General features: G+C 71.9%; 10 protein-coding genes and 1 pseudogene. 9 read left to right on the top strand and 2 right to left on the bottom strand.

Annotation, left to right across the window (positions count from 1 at the left end):
* The first annotated feature begins 165 nt into the window (after positions 1–165).
* The 7 genes from CP983_RS16995 (at position 166) to CP983_RS16965 (ending at position 13,377) form a co-directional block, all read left to right on the top strand.
* The gene (locus CP983_RS16995; protein ID WP_150500296.1) at positions 166–3,102 is read left to right on the top strand and encodes a protein kinase; all 2,937 of its coding nucleotides are present in this window, start codon (positions 166–168) and stop codon (positions 3,100–3,102) included.
* A 152-nt stretch (positions 3,103–3,254) separates the two neighbouring features.
* Complete coding sequence (locus CP983_RS16990) at positions 3,255–5,000, top strand: serine/threonine-protein kinase (protein ID WP_150500294.1); 1,746 nt, start codon at positions 3,255–3,257, stop codon at positions 4,998–5,000.
* Positions 5,001–5,096: 96 nt separating this feature from the next.
* Entirely contained in the window at positions 5,097–6,278 is a 1,182-nt protein-coding gene (locus CP983_RS16985) for a serine/threonine-protein kinase (RefSeq protein ID WP_150500292.1), read from the top strand.
* Positions 6,279–6,370: 92 nt separating this feature from the next.
* A complete protein-coding gene (locus CP983_RS16980) occupies positions 6,371–8,080 on the top strand; it encodes a serine/threonine-protein kinase (protein ID WP_150500290.1) in 1,710 nt (569 codons plus the stop codon).
* A 38-nt stretch (positions 8,081–8,118) separates the two neighbouring features.
* Entirely contained in the window at positions 8,119–9,789 is a 1,671-nt protein-coding gene (locus tag CP983_RS16975; protein ID WP_150500289.1) for a serine/threonine-protein kinase, read from the top strand.
* 131 nt (positions 9,790–9,920) lie between these two features.
* A complete protein-coding gene (locus CP983_RS16970) occupies positions 9,921–11,534 on the top strand; it encodes a succinic semialdehyde dehydrogenase (RefSeq protein ID WP_150500287.1) in 1,614 nt (537 codons plus the stop codon).
* 64 nt (positions 11,535–11,598) lie between these two features.
* Positions 11,599–13,377: a GMC oxidoreductase gene (locus tag CP983_RS16965; RefSeq protein ID WP_150500286.1), complete on the top strand. Its 1,779-nt coding sequence runs from the start codon at positions 11,599–11,601 to the stop codon at positions 13,375–13,377.
* A gap of 91 nt (positions 13,378–13,468) precedes the next feature.
* Here the strand turns inward: CP983_RS16965 and CP983_RS16960 are convergent, their stop codons facing one another.
* A complete protein-coding gene (locus tag CP983_RS16960; RefSeq protein ID WP_150500285.1) occupies positions 13,469–14,524 on the bottom strand; it encodes an LPXTG cell wall anchor domain-containing protein in 1,056 nt (351 codons plus the stop codon).
* 244 nt (positions 14,525–14,768) lie between these two features.
* On the opposite strand from CP983_RS16960, the gene CP983_RS16955 reads away from it, so the two are divergent.
* Positions 14,769–15,890, top strand: coding sequence for a hypothetical protein (locus CP983_RS16955; RefSeq protein ID WP_150500283.1), 1,122 nt, complete (start codon positions 14,769–14,771; stop codon positions 15,888–15,890).
* Between the two features lie 439 nt (positions 15,891–16,329).
* On the opposite strand, the pseudogene CP983_RS16950 reads toward CP983_RS16955, so the two are convergent.
* Positions 16,330–16,620 (bottom strand): annotated as a pseudogene (locus CP983_RS16950) (chorismate mutase); the annotation flags it as partial.
* 321 nt (positions 16,621–16,941) lie between these two features.
* Between CP983_RS16950 and guaA the strand changes: the two are divergent.
* A complete protein-coding gene (gene guaA / locus CP983_RS16945) occupies positions 16,942–18,516 on the top strand; it encodes a glutamine-hydrolyzing GMP synthase (RefSeq protein WP_125528798.1) in 1,575 nt (524 codons plus the stop codon).
* Positions 18,517–18,526 lie beyond the last annotated feature (10 nt).

The following is an 18,526-nucleotide window of genomic DNA, read 5'->3' as shown; positions in this document are numbered from 1 at the left end:
TGTTCGCGACGGCCGGGTTTGAACCGTGAGATACGGCAACCCCTCTTTGTGGGTTGCCTCCGGCACGTATCGTGAATGCTTGCGGACCGTGCGCATCCAGTCGCGTGCCCGGAAAGCGACGCAAGGCGAACGGAATTGACCAACCGGGCGGCCGGGGGAGGCAACGTGGACGACTATGCGGGTCGGGTGCTCGCCGACCGCTACCGCCTGCCACTGCCGCCCTCCGACGAGTACGAACTCACCGAGGCCCGCGCCTTCGACACCTACAGCGGGCAGGAAGTCCTCGTCCGGCAGGTGCCGTTGCCGGAGGTCGTAGAGGCGGAGGTGCTCGACGCCGAGGGGCTGCCCGAGGGCTTCACCGCGCGGGATGCGCGTGAGCGTGGGGCGGGGCGGCGGACGTCGGCGCGGTCCAGCACCCGCCGGCCCAGTGATCCCGCCGTGCGGCGGGCCGTCGAGGCGGCGCAGGCCGCGGCGCGGATCCCTGATCATCCGAGGCTCGACCAGGTCTTCGACGTGTTCGCCGAGGGCGGCTCGTTGTGGATAGTGAGCGAGTTCGTGGCCGCGCGACCGCTGGCCGCACTGCTCGCCGAGAAGCCGATGTCGCCGTACCGGGCGGCCGAGGTCGCCTCCGACGTCCTCATGGCACTGCGCGTGCTGCACGCCCATGGCTGGGTCCACCGGAACATCACCGCCCGCACGGTGCTCGTCTGCGACGACGGCCGCGTGATGCTGACCGGACTGGCGGTGGGGGCGGCGGAAGAGGCGCTGTGCGGGTACGACCCGGTGCCGCCGGCCGAGGATGCTGACGGGGGCGAGGCCGGGACCGGGGGCGGTGTCGGTGGGCCGGGTGGCCCGGGCGGCGTCGGCGGGCCCGGACAGCTCGCCGGTGGCTCTGGCTCGGGCTCTGCGGCCGTTGGGCCCGGTGCTGGTGGATCCGGCGCCGGCGGTGATGACCCCGAGGCTGCTCGACGGGCCGCGATAGAGGCGCGGGCGGCCGGTGGGCTGCCGGTGCCCGCGGCCGAGGCGGGCAATGGCGACGGGGCCTCGGGAGGGGCTCCGGGCGGCGCTCTGGAGACCGGCGGGGACATCAGGGCCGCGCGGGCCGGGGCGATCGCCGCGTATCGGGCCGGCGCTCGTGCCGCGGCCCGAGTGCAGGAGGGCCGGCAGAACGGGCGTGTCGCACTGCCGGGTGCCCGTCCGGCGTCCGAGGGCGGCCCCGTGTCCCAGGCCAACGGCGCGGCGCAACCGCCGTATGCCTCCGGCTCCTCCGGTGACGGCAGCGGTGTGGCGACGCCCCCTGGGCAGATCGCCGACCCGTACGGCGTGCAGGCCACGCCCTGGCACGGCGCCGCGCCCCGTGGCGGGGCCATCGGCACACCGGCCGAGGCGGACCGCGACCGCGCGGCACTGCCCCCGGCGGGCCAGGACCTCCAGCAGGGCTTCGGCACACCCCCCGGCACGACCGTGCCCGCGCACGGCATCGGCGGATTCCCGACGCAGGGCACGCCCGCACCCGGGGGCGGCGCGTTCGTTCCCGGCGCCGATGGATTCTCCTCGCAGGGCGGGTCGGGACCCGGCGCCGGCGGCCCCCTACCCGGGCCCGGCGGCTTCCCGGCGCAAGGCACCCCGGCCCCCGGCACCCCCATACCCGCACCCGGAACCACTGCCCCCGCACCCCTTCCAGGCGCCGGCAACTTCCCCCCGCACACCACGCCCGCCCTCGGCACCCCCGCAGCGACAGGCGCCTCCTCCACCCCCGGCACCCCCAACTCCCCCCACCCCCCGGCCCGCTGGAACGATCTCGTGAAGGGCGGGCCCGTTCATCGCGGGCCCGCCACCGCGCTTGCCGCGGAGCGGGCTCGGCAGGCTCGGATGGCTGTGGTGGGGCCCGTGACCGAGCGCTGGGCGCCGGAGCAGGCCGGGCCCGTGCACGAGAACTGGCGGCTCGCCGCGCCGATCGGGCCCGCGACCGACCTGTGGGCGCTGGGGGCGTTGCTGTTCCGGGCCGTGCAGGGGCACGCGCCGTACCCGGAGGAGTCGACGGCCGAGCTGGTGCAGATGGTGTGCGCGGAGCCGCCCGCCTTCGCCGAGGAGTGCGGGCCGCTCAGGCCGGTCGTGGAGTCGCTGCTGCGTCAGGACCCCACCGAGCGCCTCGACTTCGAGGAGCTGCGCGGCTGGCTGCGCTCGCTGGTGCGCTCCGCGCCCGAGCCGGAGGCCGGTGCGCATGTCGTCGCCGCCCCGCCCGTCGACCCGAACCGGCTGCCGATCGTGCGGCGCCGGGGCGAGCTGGTGCGCCGGCGGCGGGCCGGGCTGCCCGCGCATCACGGGCGGCACAAGCGGGCCAAGCGCACCAAGCGGGAGGCGTCGCCGCGCAGGCTGGGACGTACGTTGCTGCTGCTGGTCCTGCTCGGCATGGCCGCGGCGATCACGTACGCCATGATGTTCATGCCGAAGGCCGACCAGGACAACTCCGGCACCGCGGGCGGGGATCGCACCGGTTCCGCCGGCCAGGCCGGTGACGGGGACACCGGCGAGTCCGCCGAGGCGAGCAGTGAACCGCGGCCCGACCAGACCTCCCCGGAGTCCGGCAACGGCCCCTCGGAGTCGGCCGGTTCCGACGACGAGACGCAGAGCGACGACCCCGAGGTCCCGGACGGCTTCACCCTGCGCAAGGACGACGCCGGCTTCCAGGTCGCCGTCGCCAACGGATGGGACCGTACGCCGAAGAACGGACGCGGGCAGGTCGTGTACTCGCACGGCGACTTCGACCTCTTCGTCGTGCCGGGCCGTGACAGTACCGACCAGTACGGCGTCGACCCGATGGTCTACCAGCGGGAGCACGAGCGGGAGTTGCAGCCGTACCGCGACTCCAGCTGGGCCTCCTCCAGCGGGCTGAAGAGCATTCAGGTCGGCGAGCGGAGCATGGCCGAGGGGCAGTTCACCTGGACCGACGGCGAGGGGCGCGAGCTGTTCGTGCGGAATCTCGCGATCCTCATCGACGGGCGGTACCACGTGGTGCAGGTGCGCGGGCCGGAGGCGGAGCGGGACGAGGTGACGCGGCTGTTCGAGCAGGCGTCGGCGACGTACCAGGTCACCGGATGATTGCACCCGCGGACGTTGTGTGATGGTTGCTTCCGGACGCCGAAAGCGACAACCATCACAGTGCGGTCTCCATGGCACCCCCGTGGTTCCGGTCGCGTCGGCCGGTCCTTAACCTGACCCTGTCAAGAACATTGCGGGGCAACGTGAATCAGATGCAGGGCCAGCTCGTTTCGGGCCGCTACCGGCTCGTCGACGCGATCGGCAGCGGCGGCATGGGCCGCGTCTGGCGTGCGCGCGACGAGGTGCTGCATCGGGCCGTGGCGATCAAGGAGTTGACCGCCGCGCTCTACGTCTCCGAGAGCGACCAGGAACGGCTGCTCGCCCGCACCCGGGCCGAGGCGCGGGCCGCCGCGCGCATCAACCACTCGGCGGTCGTCACCGTGCACGACGTGCTGGAGCACGACGGCCGGCCGTGGATCGTGATGGAGCTGGTCGAGGGCAACTCGCTGGCGGACGCGGTCAAGGAGCGCGGACGCGTCGAGCCCGCCGAGGCCGCCCGGATCGGCCTGTGGGTGCTGCGGGCGCTGCGCGCCGCGCACACCGCCGGGGTCCTGCACCGCGACGTCAAGCCCGGCAACGTCCTGCTGGGCGAGGACGGCCGGGTCCTGCTCACCGACTTCGGCATCGCCCAGATCGAGGGCGACACCACCATCACCCGCACCGGTGAGGTCGTCGGCTCGGTCGACTACCTCGCCCCCGAGCGGGTCCGCGGCCACGACCCGGGCCCCTCCTCCGACTTGTGGGCGCTCGGCGCGACGCTGTACACGGCCGTGGAGGGCCGTTCGCCCTTCCGCCGGACCTCGCCGTTGGGCACCATGCAGGCGGTCGTCGACGAGGAGCCCACCGAGGCACGGAACGCCGGCCCGCTCGCGCCCGTCATCACCGCCCTGCTGCGCAAGGATCCGGCCACCCGTCCCGGCGCGGCCGAGGCCGAGCAGATGCTGGCCGAGGCGGCGGAGGGACGACGGCCCAGCGCGGCGCAGGTGTACGTGCCCACGCAGCACAACCGCTACGAGCCGGAGGCGCACACCGGCCCCTCGTACTCCGGCTCTGCGCCCCCAGGTGCGGAGACGGCGGCGAACAGCAGGCCGGTGAGCAACAACCCGTACGCGTCGGGGAGCAGTACCCCGTATCCGCCGGTGACCGGCACCCCGTACCCGCCCGCGACCGGGCCGACGGCGCTCGGCGGGCCGTACGACGGCACGGGCAGCCGGGCCACCGGTGCCGTACCGTCCCGCAAGCGACGTCGGCTGCGCACGCTCGCGCTCGTCGTCGCGCTCGCGGCGATCATCGGCGGCGGGACCGCGGTCGTGCTCCAGAAGTGGGGGCCGCAGGGTGGCGGCACGTCCGCCTCGACGTCGACCGAGCCCACGGACCCGAGCGCTTCGACGACGCAGGACCCGGCCCGGCAGGCCGGCGTACCGGCGTCCTGGAAGCGTTATGACGACCCCCTGGGGTTCAGCCTGTATCTGCCCGAGGGCTGGTCGCGGGAGGTGGTCGGCGAGGAGGTCGAGGGCCTCCAGCAGGTCGACTACTCGCCGGACGGCGGCGAGCATTTCGTACGTATCTCCCTCGACCCCACGCCCGACTTCGCGAACTCCTACGACCATCTGCGCGACCTGGAACAGCAGGTGGGCGAGAAGCTGGTCGACTTCGAGACCGTGTCCCTGAAGCAGAACCTCTACCGCGACCGCGACGCCGCCCTGTGGGAGTACACCTGGACCGCGCTCGCCAAGGACACGCCCTTCCCCGGGCCGCGCCACGCGATCGACCAGGCGTACGTGGACCGGGACGGCACGGAGTACGCGATCTACATGTCCACGCCCGAGAAGGACTGGACGACCACGCGCGAGCAGTACACGTCGGTGCTCAAAGGGTGGCGGACCGGCGGGTCCTGAGGGGCGTCGGGCGGCTTTTGAAGTCGTTTGCTCCTTTGCATAGTTGGCCGATCGGCATCCCGGAGTCGGTCCGTCCGGTGCGGCATGATGGGGCTCATGGGGACCGAGGGGGCCAACTTCCGTGTGATCGCGGGGCGTTACCGCCTCGAGGCGAGGCTCGGTCGTGGCGGCATGGGCGTCGTATGGCGGGCGACCGACCAGTTGCTCGGGCGCAGGGTGGCCGTCAAGGAGCTCCCCCTCGACGAGACGCTCTCCGCCGCCGAGGCCCGGCACCAGCGTGAACGCACACTGCGTGAGGCCCAGGCCGTGGCGCAGCTCAGCCATCCGCACGTCATGGTCGTCCACGACGTCGTCGAGGACGACGAACGCCCTTACATCGTCATGGAGCTGATCGACGGCGACTCCCTCGCCGACCGGATCGCCGCCGACGGGCCCGTCGACGCGCGGGAGGCGGCCCGGATCGGCGCCGACCTGCTGAACGCGCTGCGCACGGCCCACGCGGCGGGCGTGCTGCACCGGGACATCAAACCGGCCAACGTGGTCATCGAGGACGGCACCGACCGTGTCGTCCTCACCGACTTCGGCATCGCACAAGTGCCGGGCGCCTCCACGCTCACCGAGGCCGGGTCGTTCGTCGGCTCGCCCGAGTACACCGCGCCCGAGCGGATGTCCGGCGCCGGGACCGGCCCCGCGTCCGACCTGTGGTCGGTGGGGGCGCTGCTGTGCGCGGCCCTGAGCGGCGAGTCGCCGTTCCGGCGCGACTCGTTGAGCGGCGTGGTCCTCGCCGTGGTGTCCGACGAGATCCGTCCGCCCGAGCAGGCGGCGCCGATCCTGCCCGTCGTGCAGGGGCTGCTGGAACGGGATCCGGCGCTGCGGCTGGACGCGGTGGGCGCGGAGCGGATGCTGCGGGAGTTCCTGGAGACGGGGCACACCCTCGTGGCGAAACGGTTCAGCAGGGCGGATCGCACGTACTCGCCCCGCAGCGTGCTGGCCACCGTGGTGCTGGTCGCCGCGATGGCGGTGGCGGGGGTGTCGGCGGCGGCGCTGCTGGTGAACGGGGGTGGCGGTGCCGGTGTCGTGCCGACCAGCTCGGCACCGGGGACCTCGGAGAAGCCGTCCGGTACGGCGAGTTCGCCCGGCGCGACCACCCGGTCCCCGTCGCCCACCGCGTCGCCGTCACCGAGCACCGGGACGCCTTCACCGGGCACCACGTCCGTCTCGCCGAGCGCATCCGGCTCACCGGTCACTTCGAGACCTGTTCCCACCAACTCCCAATAAAGGGGAGATAAGTCGCGACCTGAGTCACGGCTCTGTGACCGGAAAGCATTCCCGCTGGCTCCCCGGACACCCCCCGCGATACGAATGGAGCCATGAGCAGCAACGGGGGAGCCCCTTATCGGTCCGACGAGCCGACGAGTTTTGAACTGCAACCACCGCAGCCGAACCCGTCCGCGCCCGCGCCGCACCCGGACAATCCGTACGCGACGCCCCCGCAGGCCGCTCCGCAGCAGGCCGCGCCGGCCCACCAGGGCGCACCCGCCCACCACCCGGCCACACCCGCGCACCCGGCTGCCCCCGCTCAGACCTCCGCCCCCGACCCCGGCACCGGTCGGCTCGTCGCAGGCCGCTACCGCCTGCTCGCCAAGCTCGGGCACGGCGGCATGGGCACGGTCTGGCGGGCCAAGGACGAGACGGTGGACCGCGAGGTCGCGGTCAAGGAGCCCCGCGTCCCGGACCACCTTCCCGAACGGGAACGCGCCAACGCCTACGAGCGGATGCGCCGCGAGGCACGCGCCGCGGCCCGGCTCGACCACCCGGCCGTCGTGAACGTCCACGACGTCGCCGTCGTGGACGGCCGGCCGTGGATCGTGATGGAGCTCGTGCAGGGCCGTTCGCTGGGCGACGCGCTGCAGGAGGGCACGCTCGGCGCCCGCGACGCGGCGAGAATCGGCCTCGAAGTGCTCGGCGCGCTGGAGGCCGCGCACGCGGCGGGCATCCTGCACCGCGACGTGAAGCCGGACAACGTCATGCTCGGCCGCCACGACCGCGTCGTCCTCACCGACTTCGGCATCGCCCAGATCGAGGGCGAGACCAATCTGACCGACACCGGCGGCTTCGTCGGCTCGCCCGAGTACATCGCGCCGGAGCGGGTGCTGGGCCAGCGCCCCGGCCCGGCCAGCGACCTCTGGTCCCTGGGTGTCGTCCTGTACGCGGCGACGGAGGGCGTCTCGCCGTTCCGCCGCAGCAACACCCCGGCGACCCTCCAGTCCGTCCTGAACGCCGTGCCCGCGGCGCCGGCCGCCGCGCAGGGCCCGCTCGCCGACGCCATCAACGGCCTCCTCCAGAAGGACCCGTCCCGCCGCCCGAACGCCGCGCAGACGCGTGCGCTGCTGGAACAGGCCGCGAACCCGCCGGTGCAGGCCGCCACCCAGGTCGTCCGCATACCGGAGGGCGTCAAGGCCGGCATACGGCTCGGGCCCAAGGCGCTGCTCGGCATCGGGGCGGCGGTGGTCGCCGGTGCGGTGGCGGCGTACCTGGTGATCGCCGACCCGTTCGCGGGGCCGCTGCCGGACCACTGGAAGGTCCACGAGGAGAAGGCCCTCGCTGCCTCGCTGGCGGTGCCGGACGGCTACAAGCGGGGCGTGCCCGAGGACACCGACGACGGCCACTGGGTCACGTACACCGACGCGAGCGGGGCCATCTGGATCGGCCTGAGGCTCGACAAGAAGGCCGAGGACTCGAGCAGCCAGATCGCCGGATCTGCGGCCGCCGAGATGTACGACGACGACGGCGACTTCAAGCAGAACGGCGACTACGACGTCAGCATGCCGGCGAACCCGAGGACGGCCCCCAAGGAGACCATGTACCAGGGCAAGAAGTCGGCCGAGAACACGATCGACTTCATCACCACCGACACGCAGAACCCCCGTCCCCGCGAGATGCGGATCTTCTACTACAAGACCTCCGCCGGAGACATGTACAAACTCAGCATCAACTACCCAAGCAAGGGCGACTTCACCGACCGCGGCCGTGAGGTGGCGCGGACGGTGATCCAGAACCTGGAGATCGGCAAGCTCTGAACTGGCGAAGTGCCCACCCCGCAAGGTAGGCATGGGACATGAGCGAAGACGGTGGCCGCACCGGACCCAACGGGCGTGTGATCGGCGGGCGTTACCGTCTGGTCGAGCGCATCGGCTCCGGCGGCATGGGCACCGTCTGGCGGGCGCTCGACGAACTGGTGGACCGCGAAGTCGCCGTGAAACAGCCGAGGTTGCCCGGCGACCCGGAGGACGCGGCTCACCAGCGGGCCGCCAACCGGCTCTACCGAGAGGCCCGCGCCGCCGCCCGCGTCGACCATCCGGCCGCCGTCTCCCTCCACGACGTCGTCGTGGAGGAGGACGGCCTGCCCTGGATCGTCATGGAACTGGTCCGCGGCGAGTCCCTGCACGAGGCCCTCAAACGCGGCCCCGTCGAGGCGCCCGAGGCGGCCCGCATCGGCATCGCCGTCCTCGGCGCCCTGCGCGCCGCGCACGCCGTCGGCATCGTCCACCGCGACGTCAAGCCCGCCAACGTACTGCTCGGCCCGCACCGCCGCGTCGTCCTCACCGACTTCGGCATCGCCCACATCCAGGGCGAGGAATCCCTCACCGTCAGCGGCGAGTTCGTCGGCTCCCTGGAGTTCATCGCCCCCGAGCGGATGTCCGGCCGCGGCGCCGGCCCCGCCTCCGACCTGTGGTCGCTCGGCGTGCTCCTGTACGCCGCCGTCGAGGGCTGGTCGCCCTTCCGCCGTACGACCCTGGAGTCCACGCTCGCCGCGATCCTCGCCGCCGACGCGCCCGAGCCGAAACAGGCCGGGCCGCTCGGATCGCTGATCGTGCGGCTGCTGGTGAAGGACCCCGAGCAGCGCCCCGACGCGGACGAGGTCGGTGCGGTGCTGGAGGCGGTCGCCGAGGGGTGGCCGGTGCCGGAGCCCTCCGGGGGCGCGGCCGCGTCGGGACCTCAGGACGCCTGCGGGCTCAGGGAGTTCGCCGAGGACTCCGGGACCGTACGGCTGAAGGCCGAGCCGACCCCCGAGCCCTTGCCCGTCGCACCACCTGAAGCCGAGCCCACCCCTGAACCGGCGACCGCCACCAGCGCCACCACCTCCACCGCCGCCTCGAACCCCCCTCGCCGCTCCTGGTTCCTGCGCCCGGTCCCCCTTCTCGTCCTCGGTGTCCTCCTCGTCGTCGGCACCTGGCTCGCCACCGCCTCCTTCCTCGGCGGCGACAGCGGTGAGGCCAAGGAGATGAACCCCACCTACAGCTCGGCCCCCCTCGCCCCGGCGACCACGCCCGCCCCCGGCGGCTGGACCGGGCACCCCGAGCGGGACATGGACGCCGTGCTCTTCCTCCCCACCGAGTACAAGGAGGCCGCGCGCGAGGGCGGCGCCACCGATCAGCCCCGGCTCGTCGTCTACGACATCGGCCTCGTCCAGGTCCGCCTCACCCAGTGGGACAAGTCGCCCCGCCCGCTGCTGGAGCAGGCGCAGGAGGCGCACGACACCTGGGACAGCTACAACCACGACGCGAGCACCCAGTCCACCCGCACCACCTTCAAGGGCTACGACGCCGTCCTCTCCGACACCACCTACGACAAGGACGTGTCCCCGACCCGCGTCATGCAGCTCATCGTGGTCACGGGCGACGACCGCATGTACGAGCTGCGTGTCGACATGCCCAAGGGCACCCCCACGGAGAAGAAGGGCACCGCGGTCTTCAAGGGCGCCCGTGACCGACTCGAGATCGAGTGATCCGTCGCCGACCCGGCAACGCCCTGATCAGCTCGTTTGTTGCCAGTGGACACTGGCATCATGTGAGCACTCGGTGAATCCCCGTTACCGACGGGTACACAAAGCCTCCGCTCCGGCATACTCTGCGCCTCATGACGGACGCGCAGGCCCCGGCCAAGACCGGCACCAACCCCCTCGCCCCCGCCCCGCAGGGCGCCCGTACCGCCGCCGACGTGGTCACGCCGGAACTGGTGGCCCAGCTCACCAAGGGCGTGGTCGGCTCCGGCCGTACCGCGAACCACACGCCGTTCACCGGCGAGAAGCTGGCCGACCTGCCGGAATCCACGCCCGAGGACGTGGAGCGGGCCTTCGAGGCGGCCCGTAAGGCGCAGGCCGTCTGGGCCCAGGTCCCGGTGCGGCAGCGCGCCGCGGTCCTGCTCCGTTTCCACGACCTGGTGCTGGAGCGCCAGGCGGAGGTCCTCGACCTGATCCAGCTGGAGACGGGCAAGGCCAGGCTGCACGCGCACGAGGAGGTGCAGGCCGTCGCCGTCGCGGCCCGCCACTACGGCCGCAAGGCGCCCGCCTATCTGAAGCCGAAGCGGCACGCGGGCGCGGTGCCCACGCTCACCCGTGTCACCGAGCTGCGCCACCCGCGCGGCGTCGTCGGCCAGATCGCCCCCTGGAACTACCCCCTGGAGCTGTCCGTCGGTGACGCGCTCCCGGCGTTCGTCGCGGGCAACGCGGTCGTCATGAAGCCCGACACGGAGACCTGCCTGACCGCCCTGTGGGCCCGCGACCTGCTCATAGAGGCCGGGCTGCCCGCCGACGTCTTCCAGGTCGTCCTCGGCGAGGGCCCGGTCGTCGGCCCCGAGGTCGTCAGGCACGCCGACTACGTCTCCTTCACCGGCTCCACCCGCACCGGCCGCCAGGTCGCCCAGGGCGCCGCAGCCCGGCTGGTCGGCGTCTCCCTCGAACTCGGCGGCAAGAACGCCATGCTGGTGCTGGAGGACGCCGACATCGAGAAGGCCGCCGCGGGCGCCGTCCGCGCCTGCTTCTCCTCCGCCGGCCAACTGTGCATCTCCATCGAGCGGTTGTACGTCCACGAGTCGATCGCCGACGCCTTCGTGGAGCGCTTCGCCGCCCGCACCAAGGCCATGCGGCTCGGTACGTCCCTCGCCTACGGCGCCGACATGGGCTCCCTGGTCGGCGAGCGCCAGCTGGAGACGGTCACCCGGCACGTGGAGGAGGCCGTCGCCAAGGGCGCCACCCTCGTCGCGGGCGGCGCGGCCCGCCCGGACATCGGCCCGTACTTCTTCGAGCCGACGATCCTCGACGGCGTCGTACCGGACATGACCGTCTGCTCCGAGGAGACCTTCGGCCCGGTCGTCTCCATCTACCGCTTCAAGACCGAGGACGAGGCGGTCGAGCACGCCAACTCCACGCCGTACGGCCTCAACTCCTCGGTCTGGACGAAGGACGGCGGCCGTGGCCGCGCGGTCGCCGCCCGCCTGCGCACCGGCACGGTGAACGTCAACGAGGGCTACGCCCCCGCGTACGGCAGCGTCCAGTCGCCCATGGGCGGCATGAAGGACTCCGGCCTCGGCCGCCGCCACGGCTCCGAGGGCATCCTCAAGTACACGGAGGCCCAGACGGTCGCCCAGCAGCGGCTGCTGCCGATGGCGCCGTCGCTGGGCATGGACGACGAGAAGTACGCGCAGTTCATGAGCCGGAGCCTGCGCCTGATGAAGGCGTTCCGGTTCAAGTAGAGGCTTTCAGGAACCGCGCGACCAGCCACAGAGAACCCGCACGGACACTCAACGAGGAGCACACGTGCCTCAGGACACCTACGATTACGACGTACTGGTCGTCGGCTCCGGCTTCGGCGGCTCGGTAACCGCCCTTCGCCTCACCGAGAAGGGCTACCGCGTAGGCGTACTGGAAGCCGGCCGCCGCTGGACCCGCGAGAGCCTGCCGAAGAACTCCTGGGACCTGAAGAACTACCTCTGGGCCCCCAGGCTCAACATGTTCGGCATCCAGCGCATCCACCTGCTGGGCAACGTCATGGTGCTTGCGGGCGCCGGCGTCGGCGGCGGCTCCCTCAACTACGCCAACACCCTCTACGTACCGCCGAAGCCCTTCTTCGACGACCCGCAGTGGCGTGACATCACCGACTGGCAGGACGAGCTGAAGCCGTACTACGACCAGGCCCGGCGCATGCTCGGCGTACGGCTCAACCCGACGATGACCCCGTCCGACGTGCATCTGAAGGCCGCGGCCGAGCGGATGGGCGTCGGCGACAGCTTCCACATGGCACCGGTCGGCGTGTTCTTCGGCGACGGCGAGGACGCCGAGGGCGAGGCCAGGGTCACCCCGGGCCAGGAGGTCGCCGACCCGTACTTCGGCGGGGCGGGCCCCTCGCGCAAGGCGTGCACCGAGTGCGGTGAGTGCATGACCGGCTGCCGGCACGGCGCGAAGAACACCCTGAACGAGAACTACCTCTACCTCGCCGAGAAGGCGGGCGCGGTCGTCCACCCCATGACGACGGTCGTCTCCGTCACCGACGACTCGCAGGGCGGGTACGCGGTGGCTACGCTGCCGACGGACGGGAAGAAGAAGGGCCAGGGCAGGCTGTTCAAGGCCCGCCGGGTGGTCCTCGCGGCCGGGACGTACGGCACCCAGACCCTGCTGCACCGGATGAAGGCCGGCGGGCAACTGCCGTACCTCTCCGCGAAGCTGGGTGAGCTGACCCGCACCAACTCCGAGGCCCTCGTCGGCGCGCAGACCGACAACCGGCGCTACCGCAGGGCCACGGGCGAGGCGAAGGTCGACTTCACCCGCGGTGTCGCCATCACGTCCTCGATCCACCCCGACGAGAACACCCACATCGAGCCGGTCCGCTACGGCAAGGGCTCCAACTCGATGGGCGGCCTGTCGATCCTCCAGGTCCCCTACGCCGAGGGCTCCTCGCGGGTCGCGGGCTGGCTGGCGAACGCCGTCCGGCACCCGATGATGATGCTGCGTTCCCTGTCCAACCGCCGCTGGTCGGAGCGGACCATCATCGGCCTGGTGATGCAGTCGCTGGACAACTCGCTGACGACGTATCTGAAGCCGGACGGCGTGGGCAAGGGCCTGCTGACCGCGCGTCAGGGCCACGGGGCGCCCAACCCCAAGCAGATCAAGGCCGCTTCGGAGGCCGCGACCGCGATCGCCGCCGACATCAACGGCTTCGCCGGCTCCAACGTCGGCGAGCTGATGGGCACCCCGCTCACCGCCCACTTCCTCGGCGGCTGCCCGATCGGCGACTCGCCGGAGACCGGCGTGATCGACCCGTACCACCGGCTGTACGGCCACCCGGGCATCTCGGTCGTCGACGGGGCGGCGGTGTCGGCCAACCTCGGCGTCAACCCGTCCCTGACGATCACGGCGCAGGCCGAGCGGGCGATGTCGTACTGGCCCAACAACGGCGAGGCCGACCAGCGTCCGGCCCAGGGAGCGGCGTACGAACGCCTCAACCCGGTCGAGCCGAAGTCCCCGGCGGTCCCGGCGGAGGCGTTCGGCGCGCTGAAGCTGCCCTTCCTGGGGATACCGGCGGTGCCCCCGAAGAAGTAGCGGCCCGCGAAAGCGGCCGTACACAGAGAAGGACCTGCGCCCCCCTCCGAGCGCAGGTCCTTCTCTGTCTTGCGTGAAGCTGTGCCGGGGCTTACGCCTCCGCGCCCACCTTGCGGCGCTTCATCGCGAACACGACGCCGGCGCCGGCGACGATGGCGATGCCGCCGATGGTGCCGATGACCGGAAGGTTGGAGCTGGAGCCGGTCTCGGCGAGGTTGCCGGTGACCTCCTCGACCTCACCCTGCGGCTTCTTGCCGTCGATGCCCGTGGGCTTCTCGCCGTTCGGCTCGGCCGGGTCGACGTCACCCGGCTTGGTGCCCGCGGCGAGCACGGTGAACTCGTAGAACTCACCGTTGCCGTAGCAGGCCGCGTCCTCGCCCGCGTAGATCGCCTGGCTCAGCGCGAAGGACGAACCGGCCGGGGCCGACGACTTCACACGGACGCGCAGGTCCAGCGAGGAGGTGGAGTTCGCCTCCAGCTTGTCCAGGGAGGCGACGAAGCTGCCGGTGAAGACGACCTTGCCGTCCTCGTCCTTGTAGGAGTCCTGGTAGCTGCTGGTCCACTTGCCGTCCTGCTTGACCTGGATCTCGGCCATGTTCAGGTACAGCGACTCGTCGACGTTCTCGTCCGCGTACTCGGTGAACGCCTCGATCCAGACGTTCTCCAGGTCCTTGTCCGAGTTGTTCGTGGCGACGAACTCGAAGTTGTGCCAGCCCGAACCCGCGACGATCTTGCTCGGCAGACCGGAGATCTCGGCCTTGAGGTTGTCGTCGAGGTCGAAGGTCTCGCAGTCCTCGTACGGGTTCCACTCGTCGTCGCCCTCGGAGGGGGTGCTCTCCTCGGGTGCGGGGGTGGACTCCTCGGCGGCCGGGGTCGACTCCTCGGCGGCCGGCGTGCTCTCCTCCGCGGCAGGGGTGGACTCCTCCGCGGCGGGCGTGCTCTCCTCGGCGGCCGGGGTCGACTCCTCGGCGGCCGGCGTGCTCTCCTCGGCGGCGGGGGTGGACTCCTCCGCCGCCGGCGTGCTCTCCGACACCGTCGGTGTCGAGGTGGTCTCGTCCGTGGCGAACGCGGCCGGCGCCGACAGAAGCGCGATCGGCGCTATGACGGCCGTCGTGGCCGCGGCGGCCAGTGCACGGCGAAGCTTCATGAAGACCTCGAAAGTCCGGTGTGCTGCGATCTCGCAGCACGCGCTATAGGGAGGCCTCCGCGTGTGGGGCGCGGCTGTGGCCCTTGATTCGCAGGGTTTGATCAGCGACACGGGTGAATGGTTGTGCTTTAACTAACAGATTTTTTATGTGGCCCGCGTCACACGCGATTGACTGATCTTGCGGCCTCCGAACTGACGTACGCTCAGCCGGCCGACAGCCCGCTGAGAGGAAGCCCATACCGCCGTGACCGACAAGCCGTCCGAGGGCTCGTCCATATCCGACGAGGCCTGGGAGAAGTTCGTCCAGGACGCCGAGCGCGACCAGGGTGCCGCACCGAAGGAACCGTCCGCGCGTGCCCGGATGGTGACGGAACGACTGCGCCGGCAGGACGCGCGGGGCGAGCAGCCCGCAGGCTGGCGCACCGGCCCCGCCTGGCAGGACATGAACGGCCGCGGCTCGCGCCGCCGCAAGGTCTGGAGCGCGATCGGCGTGCTGCTGGCCGTCGGGGTCGCCGTCGTCGCCCTCAAGCCGTCGGTCGTCCTGCCCGGTTCGGACTCCGGGCCGGCCGCGGCCCCGACCTCACCGCTTGCCCCCGAGACGAGCCGGCCCAGCGGCGCGCCCGCCGACGCCGCCGGACTCCCCACGCGGCAGCGGCCGTTCACCGGTTCCCCGGCCGCCCGCTGGGCAGCCGGCGCGGCCGCCATCGAGGTTCCGAAGGCCAAGTCGGTCAGCGGTGTCTCCGCCGCCCGGATCCAGACGGCCCTGCGGCTGACGAGGGACTTCGTCGTCGCCGCCAACCTCGACCGCGAGGTGCTGTACGGCGCCGAACCCAAGGCCGCGCTGGCCCTCGTCGACCCGCTGCAGAAGGACTACCTGGCCGACCTGCGCACCGGGCTGCGCCACCCCACGGCCAAGAACGACCCCACCTGGACCTTCACCCGCTTCGACCACGACGAGGTCGAGCTCGTGGGCACCGAGGTGAAGGTCCGCGGCCGGATGACCGTCGAACCCGACGGCGCCGGCAAGGCGATGATCCGGGCCGACTACACCTTCGTGTATCCGCTGGCCAGGACCGGTGGCGGCGACGAGGTCGCCCGCGCCATCGTCCGCCGGATCGTCGACGTGGACGTCTCGGACCCCGCCAAGTACCAGGGCACCGAGGGGCGGATCTGGGTGTACGGCATCGACGGCGAGATCTCCAACGACGACTGCGAGATCGGTGACGGCCGTATCCACCCGCTGTTCCAGTCCGAGCTGATGTCCGGCTCGGAGTCCTCCGGCGAGGCGATCGATCCGTACGACCGCAGCAGGGGAGTGGACCCGGACCGGGACACCGACGAGTGCGGCACCGTCTCGCGCACCTGAGAACACCCGGCGGGCGGCGCCGATCGGCATACGTCGACCGGCATGAGAAGGGCCCCGCGGGACGGAGCCGCGGGGCCCTTCCTTGGTCAGCACCGACGTCAGGGCAGCGTCGGTGCCTGGGAGCGGCGCCGGGGGGTGCGCCGCGGGTCATGGTCGCCGCGATCCGGTTGTCCGCGGCGAGAGCTGGAGGTGCAGCCGACCGGCCGGCCCCGGGCGTCCCCGGAGCCGACCGTTCTCTAGGGTGACCGGGCTGCTGTCCCCTGCCGTCCGGTCACTTACCTGGAGCGAGGTCCCACGGCGCACGGTGATCCGTCCGCCTCATCGCTCCAGCGAGCCACGCGTGGTTCTTTCGGGCCCGCCCCTGGCTGGCACGGACACCGGTACCAACGAAGCCGTGCGGGAGCCGTCACGCGCCGTACGGGTGAGAGGGCGGCCGAACTCAGATGCGACCGCGGCACAGTTCGAGCAGCGTCATCGCGAGGGCCGTGCCCGGCTTGCCCAGGGCGTCCCTGTAGTGGCCGAGGACGTCCATCTCCCGGGAGAGGTTCACGCGCCGGCCGCCGGAGGCGATCCGCGCCTCCTGGATCACCGCCGAGACGGCCATGCGTTCCTGGATCAGACCGATGATCCGGTCGTCCAGTGAGTCGATGCGCTCGCGGGCGCCGGTGATCACATCGGCGGCCTCGGGGGTACGGGCACCGGTCACGTCGGTCGCGGTCATGGGGGCTCCTCGTCGATCTTGGGTTTCGGCGGTGGGTGCCCCGGGGGCGACAGGACCCGGAAAACGCCAGACGCCCCGGACCTTGTCGGCCCGGGGCGCCTGGGAAGTCGCTTGTCAGTTGCTCAAGCGGCACGACCATGGCAGCCGGCGGGCCGGGTGCCATAGGTAAAGAGGAAGGTCGTCTGCGTGAGCATGGGGCCAGTATGCCGCGCGGCACGCGGGTGTCCAAGCCGGTTCGCATCCTGAGACAGGGCTGACCCCGGGGGCGGCCCCCCGGATCCCGGTAGACTCGGCCCCACACACACCTCGCTCAACGCCGGAAGGCAACCCGTGTCATCAGCGAACCCCGCCGCCCCCGACACCGTCCTGGTCGTCGACTTCGGCGCGCAGTACGCCCAGCTCATCGCCCGTCGCGTCCGCGAGGCCCGGGTCTACAGCGAGATCGTGCCGAGCACCATGCCGGTGGCGGAGATGCTCGCCAAGAACCCGGCGGCGATCATCCTCTCCGGCGGCCCCTCGTCCGTGTACGAGGAGGGCGCCCCCGGTCTCGACCGCGAGATCTTCGAGGCCGGCGTCCCCGTGTTCGGCATGTGCTACGGCTTCCAGCTGATGGCACGCTCCCTCGGCGGCACGGTCGACAACACCGGCGCCCGCGAGTACGGCCGCACCGACCTGCACGTGTCGAAGTCGTCCTCCACCCTCTTCGAGGGCACCCCGGCCGAGCAGCACGTGTGGATGTCGCACGGCGACGCCTGCTCCGCCGCCCCCGAGGGCTTCTCCGTCACCGCGTCCACGGACGTCGTCCCGGTCGCCGCCTTCGAGAACGACGACAAGAAGCTCTATGGCGTCCAGTACCACCCCGAGGTCATGCACTCCACGCACGGGCAGCAGGTGCTGGAGCACTTCCTGTACCGCGGCGCGGGCCTCAAGCCGGACTGGACCACCGGCAACGTCATCGACGAGCAGGTCGCGGCCATCCGTGAGCAGGTCGGCGACAAGCGCGCCATCTGCGGTCTGTCCGGCGGCGTGGACTCCGCCGTGGCGGCGGCGCTGGTCCAGAAGGCCATCGGCTCCCAGCTGACCTGCGTGTACGTCGACCACGGCCTCATGCGCAAGGGCGAGACCGAGCAGGTCGAGAAGGACTTCGTGGCCGCGACCGGCGTGCAGCTGAAGGTCGTGGACGCCGAGGAGCGGTTCCTCAAGGCGCTGGCCGGGGTCTCCGACCCCGAGGAGAAGCGGAAGATCATCGGCCGCGAGTTCATCCGTGTCTTCGAGCAGGCGCAGCTGGAGATCCTCCAGGAGGAGGGTCCCGAGGTCGCCTTCCTCGTACAGGGCACGCTCTACCCGGACATCGTCGAGTCCGGCGGCGGCACCGGCACCGCCAACATCAAGTCCCACCACAACGTGGGCGGCCTCCCCGACGACATCGAGTTCGAGCTCGTCGAGCCGCTGCGCCAGCTGTTCAAGGACGAGGTCCGGATGGTCGGCCAGGAGCTCGGCCTCCCGGAGGAGATCGTCCAGCGCCAGCCGTTCCCCGGCCCCGGCCTCGGCATCCGCATCGTCGGCGAGGTGAACAAGGAGCGTCTCGACCTGCTGCGCGACGCCGACGCCATCGCCCGTGAGGAGCTCACGGCGGCCGGCCTGGACCGCGACATCTGGCAGTGCCCGGTGGTCCTGCTCGCGGACGTCCGCAGCGTGGGCGTACAGGGTGACGGCCGGACCTACGGCCACCCGATCGTCCTGCGGCCCGTCTCGTCCGAGGACGCGATGACCGCCGACTGGTCGCGACTGCCGTACGACGTTCTCGCGCGGATCTCGACGCGGATCACCAACGAGGTGCGGGACGTCAACCGAGTCGTCCTCGACGTGACCTCGAAGCCGCCGGGCACCATCGAGTGGGAGTGAGCCCACGGGC

Source organism: Streptomyces chartreusis, from assembly GCF_008704715.1.
Classification (GTDB): domain Bacteria; phylum Actinomycetota; class Actinomycetes; order Streptomycetales; family Streptomycetaceae; genus Streptomyces; species Streptomyces chartreusis.
Note: the sequence above shows the minus strand (reverse complement) of the source record. Positions and strands in the feature narration are given on the sequence as shown.

Excerpts from the sequence above, each read along its gene's own strand:
- CP983_RS16990 (WP_150500294.1), top strand. The coding sequence starts at position 3,255 with ATGCAGGGCCAGCTCGTTTCGGGCCGCTACCGGCTCGTCGACGCGATC.
- CP983_RS16985 (WP_150500292.1), top strand. The coding sequence starts at position 5,097 with ATGGGGACCGAGGGGGCCAACTTCCGTGTGATCGCGGGGCGTTACCGC.
- CP983_RS16980 (WP_150500290.1), top strand. The coding sequence starts at position 6,371 with ATGAGCAGCAACGGGGGAGCCCCTTATCGGTCCGACGAGCCGACGAGT.
- CP983_RS16975 (WP_150500289.1), top strand. The coding sequence starts at position 8,119 with ATGAGCGAAGACGGTGGCCGCACCGGACCCAACGGGCGTGTGATCGGC.
- CP983_RS16970 (WP_150500287.1), top strand. The coding sequence starts at position 9,921 with ATGACGGACGCGCAGGCCCCGGCCAAGACCGGCACCAACCCCCTCGCC.
- CP983_RS16960 (WP_150500285.1), bottom strand. The coding sequence starts at position 14,524 with ATGAAGCTTCGCCGTGCACTGGCCGCCGCGGCCACGACGGCCGTCATA.